The sequence below is a fragment of the Pseudomonas putida genome (genome assembly GCF_028682455.1).
Classification (GTDB): Bacteria; Pseudomonadota; Gammaproteobacteria; order Pseudomonadales; family Pseudomonadaceae; genus Aquipseudomonas; species Aquipseudomonas putida_AA.
Window position 1 is genome coordinate 730,749 of the sequence record NZ_JANHLD010000004.1, and the last position, 18,076, is coordinate 748,824.

Sequence of the window (18,076 nt, forward strand, 5' to 3'; positions counted from 1 at the left end):
TGGCACATGCGCAGCTAGGCTCACGCAGCGCAGTGCGCTATACAGAATGTTTCGCAGAACAATACAAGGCCTTCGCCCGATGCCGGTAGCCAGTACCTCCCGCCGCAGCAAAGCCACCATCCTTTCCGCCCCCCAGACTCGTACCCGCGTGACCCTGGCCGCCTTGCTGTTGCTGGCCTCGGGTGCTGCGGCGCTGATCTATCAGGTGCTGTGGATCAAACAGCTGTCGCTGGTGGTCGGTGTGGAGGTGTATGCCATTACCGCAGGCATCAGTGCATTTTTTGCCGGCCTGGCCCTGGGTGGCCTGTGGTTGGGGCGACGGGCTGACCGCTTGCGTCGGCCCCTGCGCTTCTACGCCTTGCTCGAACTGGCCGTGGCGGTGATTGGCGTTGCTGCCACCTGGGCGCTGGGCATGGCTGCCGGCCCCTTCGCGCGGATGGAAAACACCCTCGGGTTGCTGGCGTGGCTGCTGCCCTTTGCCCTGGTCGGTGTGCCGGCCGTACTGATGGGCGGCACCCTGCCGGTGCTGGTGGGTGCGGTCACTCGCGATGTCGACAGCATCGGCCGCGCCGGTGGCCAGTTGTATGCGGCCAACACGGCAGGAGCGATTGTCGGCACACTGCTCGCCGCCTTCCTTTTGATTCCGGCGCTGGGCATCTTTGGCAGTGCCTGCGCGGCCGCCGTGCTCAACCTGCTGGCCGCCGGGGGAGCCTTCTGGCTGGCCCAGGGCAGCCCTGGCAGCGACACCCAGGCGGCCCCGGCGCAACCACGCCAAGGCGCGGCCTACCTGGCCCTGGTGTTGTATGCCATCGCCGGCGGCATCGCCCTGGGCTACGAAGTGGTCTGGTCCCAGGCCATCGTGCAGTTCATGAGCACCCGCACCTTTGCCTTCTCCGTGGTACTGGCCACCTACCTGGGCGGGCTGGTACTGGGTAGCGCGCTGTATGCGCGGCGTGCCGACCGCATCAGCGATCCCTGGGGCGCCTTCGCCCTGCTGATCGGCGGCGCCGGGCTGCTGGCCATGCTGGAAATCGCAGGCTTGGGCCGCTGGCTGATCCACCTGCAGACCCAGGTCGAGGCCGCCGTACTGGCCATGGGCGCCAGCGCCCTGGTCGGCATGTGCGCCCGCTTCGCCGTGGTTGCCCTGAGCATCGTCTTTCTGCCCACCACGCTGCTCGGCGCAGCCTTCCCGCTGGCCTTGCGACTGGTGAGCGAGCAAGGGCATGTGGGCCGGGATGTCGGCTCGGTGGTGGCCTTCAATACCCTGGGCGGTATCGTCGGAGTGATGCTGTGTGGCTTCGTCCTGGTGCCGCAGTTGGGCCTGGTACGCACCCTGGGGGTGCTCGCCGTGCTGGCAGCGCTGATCGCCCTGCTGGCGGTGCTGCGCGGCGAGCGGGTGAGCGCCGGCAAGCGCCGGGCGGTGTTCGCCCTGGGTATCGCCAGCCTCGCCCTGGCCGTGGTCACGCCCACCGACCGCCTGGCCAAGCTGCTGCCCGGGGCGCGCGGCAGCGATCTGGTGTTCTATGAGGAAGGCCGTGGCGGCACCGTCGCCGTGGTCGAACAGCACAAGCGCCAGGGCAGCTTCCGCCGCTTGTATATCCAGGGCGTCTCCAACACCGGCGATGCCCTGCCGTCCCTGCGCTACATGCGCCTGCAAGCCCTGCTGCCACTGCTGATCCACAACGGCGAGCCGCGCTCGGCGCTGGTTATCGGCCTGGGCACCGGGATCACTGCCGGTGCCTTGCTGCGTTATCCGGGGCTTGAGCAGCGGGTGGTCGCAGAACTCTTGCCCGGGGTGGTGAATGCAACCTCGCTGTTCCAGGGCAACTACAACGCCACAAGCGATCCACGGCTGCAAGTGCGCCTGCGAGACGGTCGCCGCGAACTGCTCGGCAACCCGCAAACCTATGACCTGATCACCCTGGAGCCACCACCACCCTCGGCCGCTGGCGTGGTCAACCTGTACTCCCGCGACTTCTACCAGCTGGCCTCAAGCCGCCTGAACACCCAGGGGATTGTCGCCCAGTGGCTGCCCCTGCCGACCCAGAACAACGATGACAGCCGGGCGCTGGTGCGCAGCTTCCTCGATGTATTCCCCCATGCGTCGCTGTGGACCACCGAGTTCCACGAGATGCTGCTGGTGGGCTCGCAGCAGCCGGTGCAGCTTGACCTTGCGCGCATCAGCCAGCGTCTGCAGCAACCTGAAGTGCTCAGCACCCTGAGCGCGGTGGGCATCGACTCAGCGGCCAGCCTGCTGGCCACCTGGGTAACCGATCGAGAAGGCCTTGAGCACTATGCCGGCGCTACCCCGCCGGTCACCGATGACCAACCACGCATCGAATATGCGCCGTGGGTACGCAACGACGAGATCATTCGCGTACTGCCCGAGCTGCTGGCCTTGCACAGCCCGCCTCCCCTGCAGGGCGACAACAGCCTGTTTCGCCTGCAACTGGACGAACAGCGCCAGCGCCTGCTGCGGTTCTACCAGGTGGGCCTGAGCGCCTACCGCGGCCAGCGTGAAACCTGGGCCCGGCAAGTGCGCGATGTGGCCCGTGAAGACGGCCAGAACCCTTATTTTCGCTGGTTCCTGGGCATGCCCTGAAACCTTTGACAGCCTGCTGTCGCCTCACCCAAGCTGCCCACTGCTCATCGGATCACGGAAGTCTGCATGTCCAAGCCTCATCGCAAGCGTACCGATACCTCACAGCCTGCTTCACCGGCCCGTCAATGGTTCTGGCCTGTACTGGCCGGCCTTGCCCTGCTGCTGAGCGTGATCGCCTGGATAATGGTCGATCAGTCGACACCCATGACCGCCGTGACCACGGCCGCGTCCCCGCCGACACCGGCACCGGTCGTAGCGCCGGCGAAGCTGGTCGATGAAGCCCAGTGCCAGGGCTGCCACCAGGCCCAGACCGATCACTGGAAAGGCTCGCATCACCAATTGGCCATGCAGGAGGCCACCGAGCAATCGGTGCTCGGCGATTTCGCCGACCGCCAGTTCAAGGCCGAGAACGAAACCACCCGGTTCTTTCGCCGGGACGAGCAGTTCTGGGTGAACACTGTCGGTGCCAATGGCAAGCCCAAGGACTTTCGCGTGGCCTATGCCTTTGGTGTCGAGCCCTTGCAGCAGTACCTGATCGACACCGGCGAGGGCCACCTCCAGGCCCTGGGCGTGGCGTGGGATACCCAGAAAAACCAGTGGTTTCACCTCTACCCGGGCCAGGGCGTGGACTTCAAGGACCCGCTGCACTGGAGCAAGCCACAGCAGAACGCCAACTTCATGTGCGTGGAATGTCACACCACCGGTTTCAAACGCAATTTCAACGCCGCCAGCGGAGCCTTCGAAAGCCACTGGAACAGTCTCGGCGTAGGCTGCCAGGCCTGCCATGGCCCGGCGTCCAACCACCTGGAGTGGGCTGCCAAGCCGGGCAATCAGGCCAATGCCGGTTTCAGTCGCAGCACGCACCAGGGCGACAACATCAGCGAAGTGGAAACCTGTGCCCGCTGCCATGCTCGCCGCGCACCATTGGGGGACGGCTTTCACAACGACCGCCGCTTGATGGATGACTACCTGCCCAGCCGCCTGACCCGTGAGCTGTACGCCCTGGACGGCAAGATCAAGGACGAGGTGTTCGAGTACGGCGCCTTCACCCAGAGCAAGATGTTCGCCAAGGGGGTACGTTGCAGCAACTGCCATGATCCACACAGTACCCAGCTCAAGGCACCCGGCGATGGCGTGTGCCTGCAGTGCCACAACACCGCTGGCAAAACCGCCATTGCCGGTGTCGATGGGGCGGGACTCAAGGCCAAGGACTACACCTCGGCCGAGCACCATCACCACACGCCTGGCCAGCCGGGATCGCAGTGTGTGGATTGCCACATGCCGGGCAAGTTCTACATGGTCAATGACTTTCGCCATGACCACGGCTTCAGCATTCCGGCACCGGCACAGGCCTTGAAGCTGGGTACCCCCGACGCGTGCCTGAGCTGCCACCAGTCCACCAAGGGGCAACAAGTCGCCGATCAGTTCCGCCTTTGGTATGGCAAGGACGGTGGCAGCACCTATGCCTCCAGCCTGGACCAGGTGCGCGCAGGCAAGCCAGGCGCGGTACAAGCCCTGCTCGAACAACTGCAAGGCAACGCACTGCCAGCCATTCGCCGCGCCACCTTGCTGGCGGAGCTTGCCAACTACCCCAGCGTACAAACCTTCAACGCCGCCACCCGCGACCTCAAGCACAAGGACGCGCAAGTGCGCCTGAGCGCACTTGAAGCCGTTGCCGCACTCCTGCCGCCGGAACAGCGCCAGGGCGTGCTGGCGCCCCTGCTGCGCGACCCGGTGCTGGCCGTGCGCATCGCTGCCGCCTATGCCCTGTTACCGGCCCGCGCCGCGGGCCTGGGCAGCGACCAGGCGGCCTTCGACAAGGCGATCGACGAATACGAGCAGGTGCAGTTGAACCTGCTCGAGCGCGCCGAAGCCAATCTCAACCTGGCGCTGTTGTACCAGGCCAATGGCCGTGACGCCGAGGTGGAAAAATACTTGCGGATATCAATGCAGCGCGATGGTGATTTCTTGCCAGCGCGCGTAGCGCTGGTGCAGTGGCTGGACAGCCATGGTCGCAGCAGTGAAGCCCGCACCGTGCTGGATGAGGCGCTGGCACAGCATCCTGAAGCAGCCCTGCTGCACCAGGCCAATGGCCTGGCGCTGATTCGCCAGGGCCAACGCGAAGCCGCGCTCAAGTCATTGCACAAAGCCGTACAGCTGGAGCCGGACAACGCCGGCTACGCCTATGTGCTGGCCATTGCCCTGCATGACCAGGGGCAAGCAGCAAAAGCCCGCGAACAGCTCTGGCACAGCCTGCAACAACAACCCTACAACCGCGACCTGCGCCTGGCCCTGATCCACTACCTGCAGGAAAACCAGCAACCCGCCGAGGCCAACAAGCTGCTCGAAGCATTGCGTGAGATCAACCCGCACGACCCGTTGCTGCAACCAAGGCCGGCCAACCGTGGCTGACCTCAGCCCGCGGCGGGCAACACGCTCAGCGGGTCGAGGGGCTTGCCGTTCTGGCGGATCTCGAAGTACAGCTGCACGCGGTCAGTGTCCAGGGAGCCTGCCTCGGCAATCTTCTGGCCCTTGCTGACCGTCTGCCCTTCCTTGACCAGCAACTTGCTGTTGTGGCCATAGACGCTGGCATGGGAGGGGCCGTGCTGAAGGATGATCAGGTTGCCGTAGCCGCGGATGTTCACCGCGAACGCCACCTTGCCGCCCAGGCTGGCATACACCGGCTGGCCCTGGGTGGCAGCGATGCGGATGCCCTTGTTGAGTTTGTCTGCCGAGGAATATCGACCGATCACCGCCCCCTCCAACGGCCATGCCCAGCCACGCAGGGTAACCTTGGTGGCCGGGGCCGCTGGCTTGCCCTTGCTGGCGGTAGAGGTGGCTGTGCGGTTGGTGGTTTTCGAGCCGCCAAAGCGAATGGTCTGACCGACGTTTACCGCATAAGGCGAACTGATGCCGTTGTAACGCGCCAGCTCCTTGAAATTCCAGCCATGGCGCGTGGCAATCGAATACAAGGTGTCGCCACGCTTGACCTTGTATGCGCCGCTTACCACTTTATTGGCCGATGAGGCCGGGCCGGGAGAATTGGAACTGCACGCCGATATCGCCAGCACAAAGGCGATCAGAATTAACCTGAAAAACACACCACTTCCTTTCCCGCAGGCGCCATGTTGAAGGCCGCTACTATAAAGCAGTCCGGTGCTTCGCACGGCATTGCCGGTAACGGAGTACCAAGCCTTCCAATATGCGATCAGGCTGTTCGATTTTCGTCTGGAAACGAAAAAGCCCGCGTCCTTTTCAGGACGCGGGCTTTTTCTTACAGCGTATGGTGGGTCGTGTAGGATTCGAACCTACGACCAATTGGTTAAAAGCCAACTGCTCTACCAACTGAGCTAACGACCCGTTGGATGGCGCGTATAATACTGATTTCTAACAGGAAATCAACACCCCATCGCAAAATAATTTAAAAATATCGTGTTGGATCTTCTACACCCGCCGCCTTGAAGCCGTCGGCACGCAGGCGGCAGCTGTCACATTTGCCACATGCACGGCCTTCATCGTCGGCCTGATAGCAGGAAACGGTAAGACTGTAGTCCACACCACGGGCGATGCCAGCCTGGACGATCTGCGCCTTGCTCAGGTTCTGCAGTGGCGCCTGGATACGGAAGCCCTGCCCTTCGACACCGGCCTTGGTGGCCAGGTTGGCCATGCGTTCGAAAGCTTCGACGAACTCGGGACGGCAGTCGGGGTAGCCGGAATAGTCCACGGCGTTGACGCCGATGAAGATATCCCGTGCTTCCAGCACTTCAGCCCAGCCCAATGCCAGGGACAGGAACACGGTATTGCGTGCAGGCACGTAAGTGACCGGGATGCCTTCACTCGGCGACTCAGGTACATCGATGCTGCTGTCGGTCAAGGCCGAACCACCGATACCGTCCAGGTTCAGGCCGATGACCTTGTGCTCGACAACACCCAGGTCGCGGGCAACCCGCGCAGCGGCATCGAGTTCGGCACGATGGCGCTGGCCATAGTCGAAGCTCATGGTGTAACAGCTGTATCCCTCGGCCTTGGCCATGGCGACGACGGTGGCCGAATCCAGGCCACCGGACAACAGGATTACCGCACGTTTCTCAGTCATTGCATTCACTCCTTTCAGCGTCCGGGCTCGTCATTCCAGAGCAGTTTGTGCAACTGCATCTGCAAACGAACCGGCAAGTTGTCTGCCACGATCCAGTCGGCAAGGTCGGTGGCCCGCAGTTCGTGATGGCTTGGCGAAAACAGCACCTCACCCGCGCGCTTGTCCAACCCGTACTGGATCAGCTTCGACACCGCCCAGTCATAGTCTTCCCTCGAGCAGAGGACGAACTTGACCTGATCGTTGGCGGTCAGCAGTTCGATGTTCTCGTAGCGATTGCGGGCAACTTCCTTGGAGCCTGGGGTCTTGAGGTCGAGCACACGGCTTACCCGCGGGTCGACCTTGGAAATATCCAGGGCGCCGCTGGTCTCCAGCGACACTTCGTACCCGGCGTCGCAGAGCTGTTGCAGCAAAGGAATGGCATTGGGCTGGGCCAACGGTTCACCACCGGTGACACAGACGTAGCGCGGCTTGAAGCCGGCGACTTGCTCGATGATCGAGTCAAGCGTGCGCACAGTGCCGCCACTGAAAGCGTATTCGCTGTCGCAATACTGGCAGCGCAGCGGGCAGCCGGTGAGGCGGACAAATACCGTGGGCAGGCCAGCGGTACGCGTTTCACCCTGCAAAGAGTAAAAAACTTCGGTAATACGTAATGTGTCTTGCATAGTCGCCACGGGCGTAACAGCTAAACAGGCTGTCCGCCTCCGTCAGGCACCGCTGAAAACCCGTCATCGCGTAGTTCACAGCAGCGTAGATCAATAAAAGGGCAGAGATTCTAACGAAAAAACCCGCGACTAGCGCGGGTTTCTTTGTAAACGACCGGTTTAGAGCTTTTGCAGGTCGCGCTGGGCCAGTTGTGCGGCAGAGGTACCCGGGTATTGGGTAACCACCTGCTGCAAGATGCCCTTGACGCGGTCAGTATGACCCAGGCGGCGCTCTACGTCGGCCAGCTTGTACAGTGAATCCGGCACCTTGTTGTGCTTGGGATACAGCTGGCTGACCTTGGCGAAGGCTTGCCCGGCGGCTTGCAGGTCGCCCTTGGCCAGGTTGACTTCACCGAGCCAGTACTGGGCATTGCCGGCGTACTGGCTGTTCGGGTACTTGCGCAGGAAGGCGTTGAACGCCTGGCTGGCCTTGTCGAAGTCCTTGGCTTTGATCAGGTCGAAAGCAGCGTCGTAATAGAGCTTCTCTTTGGCCGGATCACCAGGTTCGCTACTGGCTGCAGGTTGTTGCGCGGCGGCAGCACCTGCAGCGGCACCGGCGGCTGCGCCACCGGTTGCGGAGTTCTCGGGAGCTGCGGCAGGAGCACCGCCAGTTCCAATACGCCGATCCAGGTCCTGGTATCGCTCCAGGCTTTCCTGTTTCATGCGCGCAACATCGTTTTGCAGCTCTTCGATGATGCCTTGTTGACGCGACAGCTGATCCTGCATCTGCTGCAGTTGCATGAACAGCTGACCCTGCGCCGAGGCAGGGGCCGTAACCCCTCCCCCGGCGTAGGCGCCGTTCGTACCATAACCCGCAGGTGGATAGCTGCTTGCGCCGCTATAGCCTGCGTTGTCATCAACAACAGGAACCTCAGCCAATGCCACGAGTGGCAGGCTGAGCGCCAGGACGGTTACAGCACGACGGCACATTCGCATATCGAATTACTTACGCAGTTCGACGCGACGGTTCTGAGCCCAGGACTGCTCGTCGTTGCCGGTGGCAACTGGACGCTCTTCGCCGTAGGAAACCAGTTCCAGTTGGGCAGGAGAAACGCCTTGCAGTACCAGGTAGCGCTGAACGGCTTTCGCACGACGCTCGCCCAGAGCCATGTTGTATTCGCGAGTACCACGCTCGTCGGTGTTACCTTCCAGCACGACGCGAGCGCCGTTGCCTTTCAGGTCCTTGGCATGAACGTCCAGAGCGCGCATGGCTTCTGGCTTCAGGTCCGAGCTGTCGTATTCGAAGTAGAAGGTGGTGATTGCGCGCAGAGCAGCTTCTTCGCTCAGGCTGCCGTCGACAGCGCCAGTGTTGGCACCGTAGCCAGCGTTAGGATCAACAGCGCCTTGACCAGCGTCGTCGCCGCCTTTGGAAGAGCAACCTACGGCCACGGCCATGGCCAGAGCCAGCGCAGCAAACTTACCAAACTTCAGCATTTCCATCGTGAAACTCCTAATGAACCCCAATGTGTTAAGTAAAACGTAAAGCGCCGCGTCAGTTCAGGTAAGGGGACCAGGACGGTTCTCTGACTTCGCCTTGAGCGGTAGGAAGCGGGAGCCTCACGCGTCCGTTGAGAGAGACGAGCATCAAGACTCCCCGGCCCTGCTGGCGGGTGGCGTAGATTAGCATGGTGCCGTTAGGCGCAACAGTGGGGGACTCATCAAGACTTGTTTCAGAGAGAATCTTTACACTGCCACGTTGCAAATCTTGCGCAGCCACTTTGAAGTTGGTGAAACCTTGTTGGCGATGAATCATCACCAAGGTCTTTTCATCCGCCGACAGTTTAGGGTTGGCGTTGTAGTTACCAACGAAAGTTACACGTTCAGCACCGCCACCCGAAACATTGGTTTTATAGATCTGCGGCTTGCCGCCACGGTCGGAGGTGAAGTAGATGGTCGAACCATCCTTGCCCCAGAACGGTTCGGTGTTGATGCCAGGACCTGCAGTGACGCGCGACAGCTGACGCGAGCCCATGTTCATCACGTAGATGTCCGGGTTGCCGTCCTTGGACAGTACGAACGCCAGGCGCGAACCATCCGGCGACCAGGCCGGTGCACCGTTGAGGCCTTCGAAGTTGGTGATCTGCTCGCGACGACCCGTATCGATGTGCTGAACGAAGATGCGTGGACGCTTCTGCTCGAACGACACATAGGCAATGCGCTTGCCATCGGGTGCAAAGCGGGGCGACAGGATCGGCTCACGCGATTGCAGCAGGGTCACTGCGCGCGCACCATCGTAGTCCGAACGCTGCAGGGTGTAGCGGGTGTTGTTGGTGGAGAATCGCTCGGCGGTCACGTACAGCATGCGGGTAGAGAACGCACCCTTGATGCCGGTGAGTTTCTCGAACGACTGGTCGGCGATGTAGTGCGACATGTCGCGCAGCTGATCGACGCTGCCCGAGACGCTGCCGGTCAGCACTTGCTGCTCGGTTGCTACGTTGAACAGGGCGTACTGCACCTGCAGGCGACCGCCCGCTGGCACGATGCTGCCGACCATCACGTACTGGGCACCCAGGGCTTTCCAGTCGCGGAAGATCACTTCGCTGGCCTGGCTTGGCTGGCTGATCATGTTCTGGCGCGGGATGGGCGAGTAATAACCGGAGTTGCGCAGGTCATTACCGATGATGTCAGCCATGTCTTCCGGCAGTACGCTACCGCCCTGCAGACCGAACGGCACGACCGCGATAGGCGTTGCCCGGTCACTGCCACTGGTGACCAGAATGTTCTTTTCCTCTGCCATGGCGATCCCTGCTGCGCAGCAGAGAACGACCAGCAGTCCTCGAAGAAGTTTAATCACAAGGCTAGATCCTCAGGTGTGAATGTCATCTTGAATGAACGATAGGGATTGAATTCGCTCGGTTTCAAACCCTGCATTTCGGTCAGACGGCCAATGTTCTTGACCGCGGCAACAGCCGAGCTGTCAAACGGACCATCGCCACTGGAGCGGGCTACGCTCACCGAGGTAATGGTGCCATCGGGCAACATGCCGATCTGCAGAACCACCGTCATGTTCTTGCGCGCAGAAGGTGGACGTGCCCAGCCCTCGGCCGCACGTGCACGGATCAGGTCGTCGAAATCGCCGGCTACCTGGTCGCCCTGCTCGTCAGCCAGGGCCTGCTGCCGTTCGGTGGTGTCCGACAGAAGCTCGGCCAGGGCCTGGGCTTTCTTGTCTTCCGCCGCCTTGCGGGCTGCATCCTGTGCCTTCTTCTTGGCCGCATCAGCTGCGGCTTTCTTCTTGGCGTCCTCGGCGGCTTTTTTCTTCGCCTCTTCAGCCGCTGTTTTTTTCTTCGCATCCTCGGCCGCCTTCTTCTTGGCGTCCTCGGCAGCTTTCTTCTTGGCTTCTTCAGCCGCTTGTTTCTTGGCCTCTTCGTCAGCCTTTTTCTTGGCTTCTTCCTCGGCCTTCTTCTTGGCGATATCGGCCTGTTGCTTTTCAGCGGCCTTCTTCGCTTCTTCGGCTTTCTTGGCCTCGGCGGTTTTCTTCGCCTCGTCGGCCTTCTTCGCTTCCTCGGCTTTCTTCGCTTCGGCAGCCTCACGGGCCTCTTCGGCCTTTTGAGCAGCCTCTTCCTTCTTTTGTTCCGCAGCCTTCACAGCCTGCTGCTCGACCTTCTTTTGCTCCATCTGCTCTTCTTCGGTTTGACGCGAAGCAGTCTTCTTGGCTTCCCCGGCAATCTTCTGATTGGTCTGGGTGGTGGCCTGACTCTTGGACTTGAGCTGGTACAGGGTTGCCTGGACGATAGGCTTGGCCGGCGGCAGTTCAGGGGTCATGGCAAAGCTGACGAACAGCATGCCGAACACCAGGACGTGCAGCGCAATGGCCCAGACACTGGGCCAGAAATAGCTTTCCGAGGCGGATGGCTCTCGCTGTTGCATCAGGGCGCCTCGGTAATCAGGCCAACGTTACCGACACCTGCCTTCTGCAACCCGCCCATGGCACCCATGACCGCGCCGTAGTCAACCGACTTGTCGCCACGGATGAATACCTGGGTCTGCTTACCCTGGTCACGTCCGGCGGCAATGATCTTGGTCACGGCGTCGGTCATTTGCGGCAAGGTCATGGCCTTGTCCATCTGCTTGTCGGTGTCGACTTCACTGCCAAGGTTCCAGTAGTAGGTCTTGTCAGCCTTGATCGAAATGGTCAGGACCTGGACGTTGTTGTCCTGCGGCAAGGCTTCGCTGGAAACCTTGGGCAGGTCGACCTTCACGCCCTGGTTGAGCATCGGTGCGGTCACCATGAAAATGACCAGCAGTACCAACATCACGTCGATGTATGGCACCACGTTCATCTCGGCGACCGGCTTGCGTTTGTGGCGAACTCGGGCCATGGGCTTTTACCTGATCACTCTTCGCTGGTGTGCACTTTACGGTGCAGGATGGCCTGGAACTCGTCGGCGAACGTGTAGTAACGGCCGATCAAGACTTCACTGCGGGCAGCGAAACGGTTGTAGGCGATAACCGCTGGAATCGCGGCGAACAGGCCGATGGCGGTGGCGATCAGCGCCTCGGCGATGCCCGGGGCTACAGTGGCCAGGGTGGCCTGCTGAGCGCTGGCCAGGCCGCGGAAGGAGTTCATGATACCCCACACGGTACCGAACAGACCGATGTACGGGCTGGTGGAACCCACAGTGGCCAGGAACGGCAGACTTTGCTCAAGCTTTTCTTCTTCGCGGGAGATGGCAACGCGCATGGCGCGGCCGACACCTTCCATCACCGCATCAGGATCGACGCCGGGCTGCTGACGCAGGCGGGAAAATTCCTTGAAGCCGGCACGGAAGACCTGCTCGACGCCCGAATCAGGGTCCGGATTGCTGCCGGCCTGACGGTACAGCTTGGACAGGTCGATACCCGACCAGAAGCGCTCTTCGAAGCTGTCCAGGGCTCGACGACCGGCGCGCAGCATGGTGCTGCGCTGGAAAATCATGATCCATGACGTTACCGATGCGGCAACCAGAATCAGCATGACCAGCTGTACCACGATGCTGGCATTGCTGACCAGGCTCCACATGGAGGTATGGTCGACGACGTTAGCTTCCACGCTTAATCTCCTGCATTTGAATGAGTACCCGGATCGCCCGCCTCGGCAAATGCCGTACGTAGCGCGGGGGGAATGGCCCGGGGTTTGAAAGTATCGGCGCGCACACAGGCCACCAGGAACTGCCCTTCGCAGAGCAGCGTTGCATCTTTTTCACGCCAGACCTGCTGTACGAAACGCAGACTGGCCCGGTTCAACTCAAGCACTTGCGCGGTAACCCGCAATTCATCGTCCAGCCGCGCAGGCGCGTGATAGCGCGCCTCGCTGGAGTGGACCACGAACAGCAGGTTCTCCTGCGCCAGTGCCGACTGGGCAAAACCCAGTGCGCGTAACCGCTCGGTGCGGGCACGCTCCATGAATTTCAGGTAGTTGACGTAATACACCACGCCGCCCGCATCGGTATCTTCGTAGTAGACCCGACAACGGTGTGCGAACGGCTCAAGCCCATTTTGCGCGCGCATACTCTAGTGCTAACTCCTCAGCTTGCCAATCCGCCCCGGCAACTGTTTTTTAATCGATTATGTCGTATTGCCAGCGTGGTCCTTCCATGCCAGCCGATAGGACCACAAAATCACTGGATAAATCTGTCATTCATCGGTCTGGGCAGAAAAACCTTCGCTGCTGCTCGGCTCGCCCAGTCGATTGGGGATGTTCAAACCGAAATGCAGGTAGGCGTGGCGGGTAACCACTCGCCCTCGTGGCGTGCGCATGATGTAGCCCTGCTGGATCAGGTAGGGCTCGAGCACGTCCTCGATGGTGTGGCGCTCCTCGCTGATCGCAGCTGCCAGGCTGTCGACGCCTACCGGACCACCGTCGAACTTCTCGATCATGGTAAGCAGCAGGCGCCTGTCCTGGTGGTCGAAGCCGCGCTCGTCGACATCCAGCAGGTTGAGCGCCATGTCGGCGATAGGCTTGGTGATATGACCCTTGCCGCGTACTTCGGCAAAGTCACGTACCCGGCGCAGCAGGCGGTTGGCGATTCGCGGCGTACCCCGTGCACGCCGGGCGATCTCAAAGGCCCCATCATCCTCGATCGGCAAGCCGAGAATGCCGCCGGAGCGACTGACGATGGTGGCCAGGTCTTCGGTGTTGTAGAACTCGAGGCGCTGGACGATACCGAAACGGTCGCGCAACGGGTTGGTCAGCATGCCCGCCCGGGTGGTGGCGCCGACCAGGGTAAAGGGCGGCAGGTCGAGCTTGATCGAGCGGGCTGCGGGGCCTTCGCCGATCATGATGTCGAGCTGGAAGTCTTCCATGGCTGGGTACAATACTTCCTCGACGATCGGCGACAGCCGATGGATTTCGTCGATGAACAACACATCGTGGGGCTCAAGGTTGGTCAACAAGGCGGCCAGGTCGCCAGGACGCTCGAGAATCGGCCCGGATGTACTCTTGATCGAGACGCCCATTTCCTGGGCAATGATGTTGGCCAGGGTGGTCTTGCCAAGCCCCGGAGGGCCGAAGATCAAGGTGTGATCCAGCGATTCGCTGCGCCCACGGGCGGCCTGGATGAACAAGGCCATCTGCTCGCGCACCACCGGCTGGCCGATGTACTCGGCCAGACGCAGGGGACGGATCGCCCGGTCCTGGACCTCTTCGCGGTCACGCCCGGTGGCGGCTATCAGTCGGTCGGCTTCAATCACTTAGATCATTCCCTTCAGGCTGCGACGGATCAGCTCTTCGCTGCTCAAGCCCTTGGCGTCGACGGCGGCAACCGCCTTGCTGGCCTCCTGGGGCTTGTAGCCCAGCGAGATCAGGGCGCTCACGGCATCGGCCTCGGCACTGGATACGGTGGCAATCGGCGAGGGACCGTTCGGTACCAGGGCGAACATAGCCGGCGAGGTTTCCCAGGCCTTGAATCGGTCCTTGAGCTCGACCAGCAGGCGTTCTGCGGTTTTCTTGCCGACACCAGGCACCTTGACCAGGGCCGAGGCGTCCTGCGCCTGGACACAGCGCACCAGCTCATCGACATCCAGACCCGACATCAGCGCCAGGGCCAGCTTGGGGCCGACGCCGTTGAGCCGGATAAGCTCGCGGAACAGCTCTCGCTCGCGCTTTTCATGGAAGCCGTAGAGTAGGTGAGCATCCTCGCGCACCACCAGATGGGTATGCAAGGTCACGGCCTCACCTACCTTGGGCAGACGGTACAGGGTAGTCATGGGCACTTCGAGTTCATAGCCCAGGCCGTTGACATCGACAATCAGGTGCGGCGGCTGCTTTTCAGCCAGTGTGCCGCGCAAACGTCCAATCACGTTGCGATCCTTCCTCATGGGCGCCGGCAAACAACCGGTCAACCCTAACAGCAAATGCAATGGCCGAAGGCATTGCCCGGTCAAAATTTGTTTCAACTCATGATGCTATCAGAGCCGCAAGCGTCCGCTACGGCTGCGAGCGGTGCCCAGGCCGTGGGGCAACAGGCTGGAACGCGTGTGCGCATGGCACAGGGCGATGGCCAGGGCATCGGAGGCATCTATTTGCGGCTTCTGGGTCAACTTGAGCAGGTGCATGACCATCATCTGCACCTGTTCCTTGTTGGCCCCGCCGGTACCGGCAACCGCCTGCTTGACCTGGGTCGCACTGTATTCGGCAATCTCCAGACCTTCTTCGATGGCCGCAACGATAGCCGCGCCGCGGGCCTGGCCCAGCTTGAGCGCCGAATCGGCGTTGCGTGCCATGAACACCCGCTCAATGCCCATGGTCACCGGCCCATACTGCCGAATGATTTCACGCACACCGCGAAACACAATCTGCAAGCGCTCCGGCAACTCGCCGCTGCCGGTTCGAATACACCCGGATGCCACATATTCGCAGCCCCGCGCCCCCTGGCGCACCACACCGTAGCCGGTGATGCGCGAGCCGGGGTCGATGCCAAGAATCAGAGTCATATCGCCTGCGTATTCATTGACGCCCGTGGGCGTCGTTCCAAAGACAGAAGCCGGACCCGCTTGCAGTCGCATCGCAACTGCAGGCGGGTCCGGCTTCCAACCAGCCAGGTCTGTACCTTAGCTGAGTTTTTCCATCACTTCGTCCGGAATCTCGGCGTTGGAGTAGACGTTCTGCACGTCGTCCAGGTCCTCGAGCATGTCGATCAGCTTGAGCACCTTCTGTGCGCCGTCCAGGTCCAGTTCGGCGCTGGTGGTCGGCTGCATCACGATCTCCGCGTCCGCCGCCTTGAAGCCGGCCTCTTCCAGCGCGTTGCGCACGGCATAGAAGCTGGCGAACGAGGTGAAGACATCGAACGAGCCGTCATCATTGCTGACCACATCATCGGCATCGGCTTCCATGGCCGCTTCCATCAGCGCGTCTTCATCGGTGCCGGCGGCAAAGGAGATCTGCCCCTTGCGCTCGAACAGGTAAGCCACCGAGCCATCCGTTCCCAGGTTGCCACCGCACTTGCTGAATGCATGACGCACCGCAGCAGCCGTACGGTTCCGGTTATCGGTCATGGCCTCGACCATGATCGCTACACCGCCTGGGCCGTAGCCCTCGTAGCTGAGCTCTTCGACGTTGTCGGCTTCGGTAGCGCCAGCACCACGGGCAACGGCCCGATCGATGATGTCGCGACTCATGTTGGCACCCAGGGCCTTGTCCAGGGCCAGGCGCAGCCGCGGGTTGGAGTTCGGATCGCCACCGCCCTGCTTGGCGGCGACGGTCAACTCACGAATCCACTTGGTGAAGATCTTGCCCCGCTTGGCGTCCTGACGCTCCTTGCGGTGCTTGATGTTTGCCCATTTGGAATGACCAGCCATAACGCACTCCGAATCCTTTGAAACAATACTACGCACCTGCCCGGCATGACACCGGGCAGGAACCATGAAATCTGTACCGCTGAACGCAAAGGCGCATCCATGTGGATGCGCCCGGGGTCTGCTTACTCAGCCTTGGGCTGTTCGCGCAGACGGATGTGCAACTCGCGCAGGGCCTTGGCATCGACCAGGCCTGGGGCCTGGGTCATGACACAGGCAGCACTCTGGGTTTTCGGGAAGGCGATGACTTCACGAATCGACTGCGCGCCGGTCATCAGCATGACCAGGCGATCCAGGCCAAAGGCCAGACCACCGTGAGGCGGCGCACCGAACTTCAGAGCGTCGAGCAGGAAGCCGAACTTCTCTTCCTGTTCAGCCGCTTCGATACCCAGCAGACGGAACACCGCCTGTTGCATTTCCTTGCGGTGGATACGGATCGAACCGCCACCGAGCTCGGTACCGTTGAGGACCATGTCGTAGGCGCGCGACAGGGCGGTGGCCGGGTTGGCCTCCAGCTCTTCGGGGCTGCACTTGGGCGCGGTGAACGGGTGGTGCAGCGCGGTGAAGCTGCCGTCGTCGTTCTCTTCGAACATCGGGAAGTCGACAACCCACATCGGCGCCCACTCGCAGGTGTGCAGGTTGAAGTCGTTGCCGACCTTGATCCGCAGGGCGCCCAGCGCCTCGCTGACGATCTTGGCCTTGTCGGCGCCGAAGAAAACGATGTCACCATCGACCGCACCAACGCGATCGAGGATCACATTGAGGTTGGCTTCAGGGATGTTCTTGACGATCGGCGACTGCAGGCCTTCGACGCCCTTGGCGCGCTCGTTGACCTTGATGTAGGCAAGGCCCTTGGCACCGTAGATTCCGACGAACTTGGTGTACTCGTCGATGCGGCTACGCGGCATGCTGGCGGCGCCAGGTACACGCAGGGCGGCTACGCGGCACTTCGGATCGTTGGCCGGACCACTGAAGACCTTGAATTCGACGTCCTTGAGCTGATCGGCAACATCGACCAGTTCCAGCGGAATGCGCAGGTCTGGCTTGTCGGAACCGTAGCGGCGCATGGCTTCTTCGAAAGTCATGTGCGGGAATTCGCCGAACTCCAGGTCCAAGACTTCCTTGAACAGCTTGCGGATCATGTTTTCGGTCAGGCCCATGATCTCGGATTCATCGAGGAAGCTGGTCTCGATGTCGATCTGGGTGAATTCCGGCTGGCGGTCGGCACGCAGGTCTTCGTCACGGAAGCACTTGGCGATCTGGTAGTAGCGGTCGAAACCGGCGACCATCAGCAGCTGCTTGAACAGCTGTGGCGACTGCGGCAAGGCAAAGAAGCTGCCGGCGTGGGTACGGCTTGGCACCAGGTAGTCACGCGCACCTTCAGGAGTGGCACGGGTGAGGATCGGCGTCTCGACGTCCAGGAAGCCGTTTTCATCGAGGTAGCGACGGATGCTGGAAGTGATCCGCGAGCGCAGGCGCAGCTTCTCGGCCATTTCTGGACGACGCAGGTCGATGAACCGATAGCGCAGGCGGGTTTCTTCGCCGACGTCGGAGTACTCGTTGAGCGGGAACGGCGGGGTTTCCGCTTCGTTCAGCACGGTCAGCTCGTAGCCAAGTACTTCGATGGCGCCGGAAGCCATGTTGGCGTTGACAGCGCCAGCCGGACGCGGACGCACCTTACCGGTGATCTGCACCACGTACTCGCTGCGCACGCGGTCGGCAGCGGCAAAGCTGTCTGCGCGATCCGGGTCGAAGACGACCTGGGCCATGCCTTCGCGATCACGGATATCGAGGAAAATCACCCCGCCGTGGTCGCGGCGACGATGGACCCATCCGCAAAGGGTAATTTCCTGACCTTCCAGGCTCTCGTTCAGTTGGCCGCAATAATGGCTGCGCATCATGATG

17 protein-coding genes and 1 tRNA gene are annotated in these 18,076 nt (G+C 61.6%); 2 read left to right on the top strand and 16 right to left on the bottom strand.

Translation table 11 applies throughout. The features are described from left to right. Positions 1–79: 79 nt before the first annotated feature. Together NPS58_RS26620 and NPS58_RS26625 are read left to right on the top strand one after the other, a co-directional pair. Positions 80–2,602 (top strand): fused MFS/spermidine synthase, encoded by a 2,523-nt coding sequence (locus tag NPS58_RS26620; RefSeq protein ID WP_274118204.1) that lies wholly within the window; start codon positions 80–82, stop codon positions 2,600–2,602. 66 nt (positions 2,603–2,668) lie between these two features. Beyond that, on the top strand, positions 2,669–5,014 hold the full coding sequence (locus tag NPS58_RS26625) for a cytochrome c3 family protein (RefSeq protein WP_274118205.1): 2,346 nt from the start codon (positions 2,669–2,671) through the stop codon (positions 5,012–5,014). 2 nt (positions 5,015–5,016) lie between these two features. On the opposite strand, the gene NPS58_RS26630 is transcribed toward NPS58_RS26625, so the two are convergent. From NPS58_RS26630 to aspS, 16 genes are all read right to left on the bottom strand, one after another. Continuing rightward, positions 5,017–5,703 (bottom strand): peptidoglycan DD-metalloendopeptidase family protein, encoded by a 687-nt coding sequence (locus tag NPS58_RS26630; RefSeq protein ID WP_274118206.1) that lies wholly within the window; start codon positions 5,701–5,703, stop codon positions 5,017–5,019. A gap of 183 nt (positions 5,704–5,886) precedes the next feature. Continuing rightward, positions 5,887–5,962, bottom strand: a tRNA-Lys gene (locus tag NPS58_RS26635). Between the two features lie 61 nt (positions 5,963–6,023). Continuing rightward, positions 6,024–6,698 carry a 7-cyano-7-deazaguanine synthase QueC gene (gene queC, locus NPS58_RS26640; RefSeq protein WP_274118207.1) on the bottom strand — a complete coding sequence of 225 codons (675 nt, stop codon included), beginning with the start codon at positions 6,696–6,698 and terminating at the stop codon, positions 6,024–6,026. A gap of 14 nt (positions 6,699–6,712) precedes the next feature. Then, on the bottom strand, positions 6,713–7,360 hold the full coding sequence (queE, locus tag NPS58_RS26645; protein ID WP_274118208.1) for a 7-carboxy-7-deazaguanine synthase QueE: 648 nt from the start codon (positions 7,358–7,360) through the stop codon (positions 6,713–6,715). A gap of 159 nt (positions 7,361–7,519) precedes the next feature. After that, the gene (gene ybgF / locus NPS58_RS26650; RefSeq protein ID WP_274118209.1) at positions 7,520–8,335 is read right to left on the bottom strand and encodes a tol-pal system protein YbgF; all 816 of its coding nucleotides are present in this window, start codon (positions 8,333–8,335) and stop codon (positions 7,520–7,522) included. Positions 8,336–8,341: 6 nt separating this feature from the next. Further along, positions 8,342–8,839 carry a peptidoglycan-associated lipoprotein Pal gene (gene pal / locus NPS58_RS26655; RefSeq protein ID WP_028943075.1) on the bottom strand — a complete coding sequence of 166 codons (498 nt, stop codon included), beginning with the start codon at positions 8,837–8,839 and terminating at the stop codon, positions 8,342–8,344. 52 nt (positions 8,840–8,891) lie between these two features. Next, entirely contained in the window at positions 8,892–10,136 is a 1,245-nt protein-coding gene (gene tolB, locus NPS58_RS26660; protein WP_051270484.1) for a Tol-Pal system beta propeller repeat protein TolB, read from the bottom strand. Between the two features lie 53 nt (positions 10,137–10,189). Then, entirely contained in the window at positions 10,190–11,266 is a 1,077-nt protein-coding gene (gene tolA, locus NPS58_RS26665) for a cell envelope integrity protein TolA (RefSeq protein WP_274118210.1), read from the bottom strand. Beyond that, a complete protein-coding gene (gene tolR / locus NPS58_RS26670; protein ID WP_065761580.1) occupies positions 11,266–11,718 on the bottom strand; it encodes a protein TolR in 453 nt (150 codons plus the stop codon). Before tolR ends, tolA begins: the two co-directional genes overlap by 1 nt. A 14-nt stretch (positions 11,719–11,732) precedes the next feature. Next, positions 11,733–12,428, bottom strand: coding sequence for a protein TolQ (gene tolQ / locus NPS58_RS26675; RefSeq protein WP_010223192.1), 696 nt, complete (start codon positions 12,426–12,428; stop codon positions 11,733–11,735). 2 nt (positions 12,429–12,430) lie between these two features. Then, positions 12,431–12,886, bottom strand: coding sequence for a tol-pal system-associated acyl-CoA thioesterase (ybgC, locus tag NPS58_RS26680; protein ID WP_051270482.1), 456 nt, complete (start codon positions 12,884–12,886; stop codon positions 12,431–12,433). A gap of 126 nt (positions 12,887–13,012) precedes the next feature. After that, on the bottom strand, positions 13,013–14,068 hold the full coding sequence (gene ruvB, locus NPS58_RS26685) for a Holliday junction branch migration DNA helicase RuvB (RefSeq protein WP_274118211.1): 1,056 nt from the start codon (positions 14,066–14,068) through the stop codon (positions 13,013–13,015). Continuing rightward, complete coding sequence (ruvA, locus tag NPS58_RS26690; RefSeq protein ID WP_028943070.1) at positions 14,069–14,677, bottom strand: Holliday junction branch migration protein RuvA; 609 nt, start codon at positions 14,675–14,677, stop codon at positions 14,069–14,071. Positions 14,678–14,785: 108 nt separating this feature from the next. Next, entirely contained in the window at positions 14,786–15,310 is a 525-nt protein-coding gene (ruvC, locus tag NPS58_RS26695; protein WP_274118212.1) for a crossover junction endodeoxyribonuclease RuvC, read from the bottom strand. A 117-nt stretch (positions 15,311–15,427) separates the two neighbouring features. Then, on the bottom strand, positions 15,428–16,174 hold the full coding sequence (locus tag NPS58_RS26700) for a YebC/PmpR family DNA-binding transcriptional regulator (RefSeq protein ID WP_274118213.1): 747 nt from the start codon (positions 16,172–16,174) through the stop codon (positions 15,428–15,430). A gap of 122 nt (positions 16,175–16,296) precedes the next feature. Next, the gene (aspS, locus tag NPS58_RS26705) at positions 16,297–18,072 is read right to left on the bottom strand and encodes an aspartate--tRNA ligase (protein WP_028943067.1); all 1,776 of its coding nucleotides are present in this window, start codon (positions 18,070–18,072) and stop codon (positions 16,297–16,299) included. Positions 18,073–18,076: the final 4 nt, after the last annotated feature.

Excerpts from the sequence above, each read along its gene's own strand:
- aspS (WP_028943067.1), bottom strand. The coding sequence starts at position 18,072 with ATGATGCGCAGCCATTATTGCGGCCAACTGAACGAGAGCCTGGAAGGT.
- NPS58_RS26620 (WP_274118204.1), top strand. The coding sequence starts at position 80 with ATGCCGGTAGCCAGTACCTCCCGCCGCAGCAAAGCCACCATCCTTTCC.
- queE (WP_274118208.1), bottom strand. The coding sequence starts at position 7,360 with ATGCAAGACACATTACGTATTACCGAAGTTTTTTACTCTTTGCAGGGT.
- queC (WP_274118207.1), bottom strand. The coding sequence starts at position 6,698 with ATGACTGAGAAACGTGCGGTAATCCTGTTGTCCGGTGGCCTGGATTCG.
- ybgF (WP_274118209.1), bottom strand. The coding sequence starts at position 8,335 with ATGCGAATGTGCCGTCGTGCTGTAACCGTCCTGGCGCTCAGCCTGCCA.
- pal (WP_028943075.1), bottom strand. The coding sequence starts at position 8,839 with ATGGAAATGCTGAAGTTTGGTAAGTTTGCTGCGCTGGCTCTGGCCATG.
- tolA (WP_274118210.1), bottom strand. The coding sequence starts at position 11,266 with ATGCAACAGCGAGAGCCATCCGCCTCGGAAAGCTATTTCTGGCCCAGT.
- NPS58_RS26625 (WP_274118205.1), top strand. The coding sequence starts at position 2,669 with ATGTCCAAGCCTCATCGCAAGCGTACCGATACCTCACAGCCTGCTTCA.
- ruvC (WP_274118212.1), bottom strand. The coding sequence starts at position 15,310 with ATGACTCTGATTCTTGGCATCGACCCCGGCTCGCGCATCACCGGCTAC.
- tolB (WP_051270484.1), bottom strand. The coding sequence starts at position 10,136 with ATGGCAGAGGAAAAGAACATTCTGGTCACCAGTGGCAGTGACCGGGCA.
- tolR (WP_065761580.1), bottom strand. The coding sequence starts at position 11,718 with ATGGCCCGAGTTCGCCACAAACGCAAGCCGGTCGCCGAGATGAACGTG.
- ybgC (WP_051270482.1), bottom strand. The coding sequence starts at position 12,886 with ATGCGCGCGCAAAATGGGCTTGAGCCGTTCGCACACCGTTGTCGGGTC.
- NPS58_RS26700 (WP_274118213.1), bottom strand. The coding sequence starts at position 16,174 with ATGGCTGGTCATTCCAAATGGGCAAACATCAAGCACCGCAAGGAGCGT.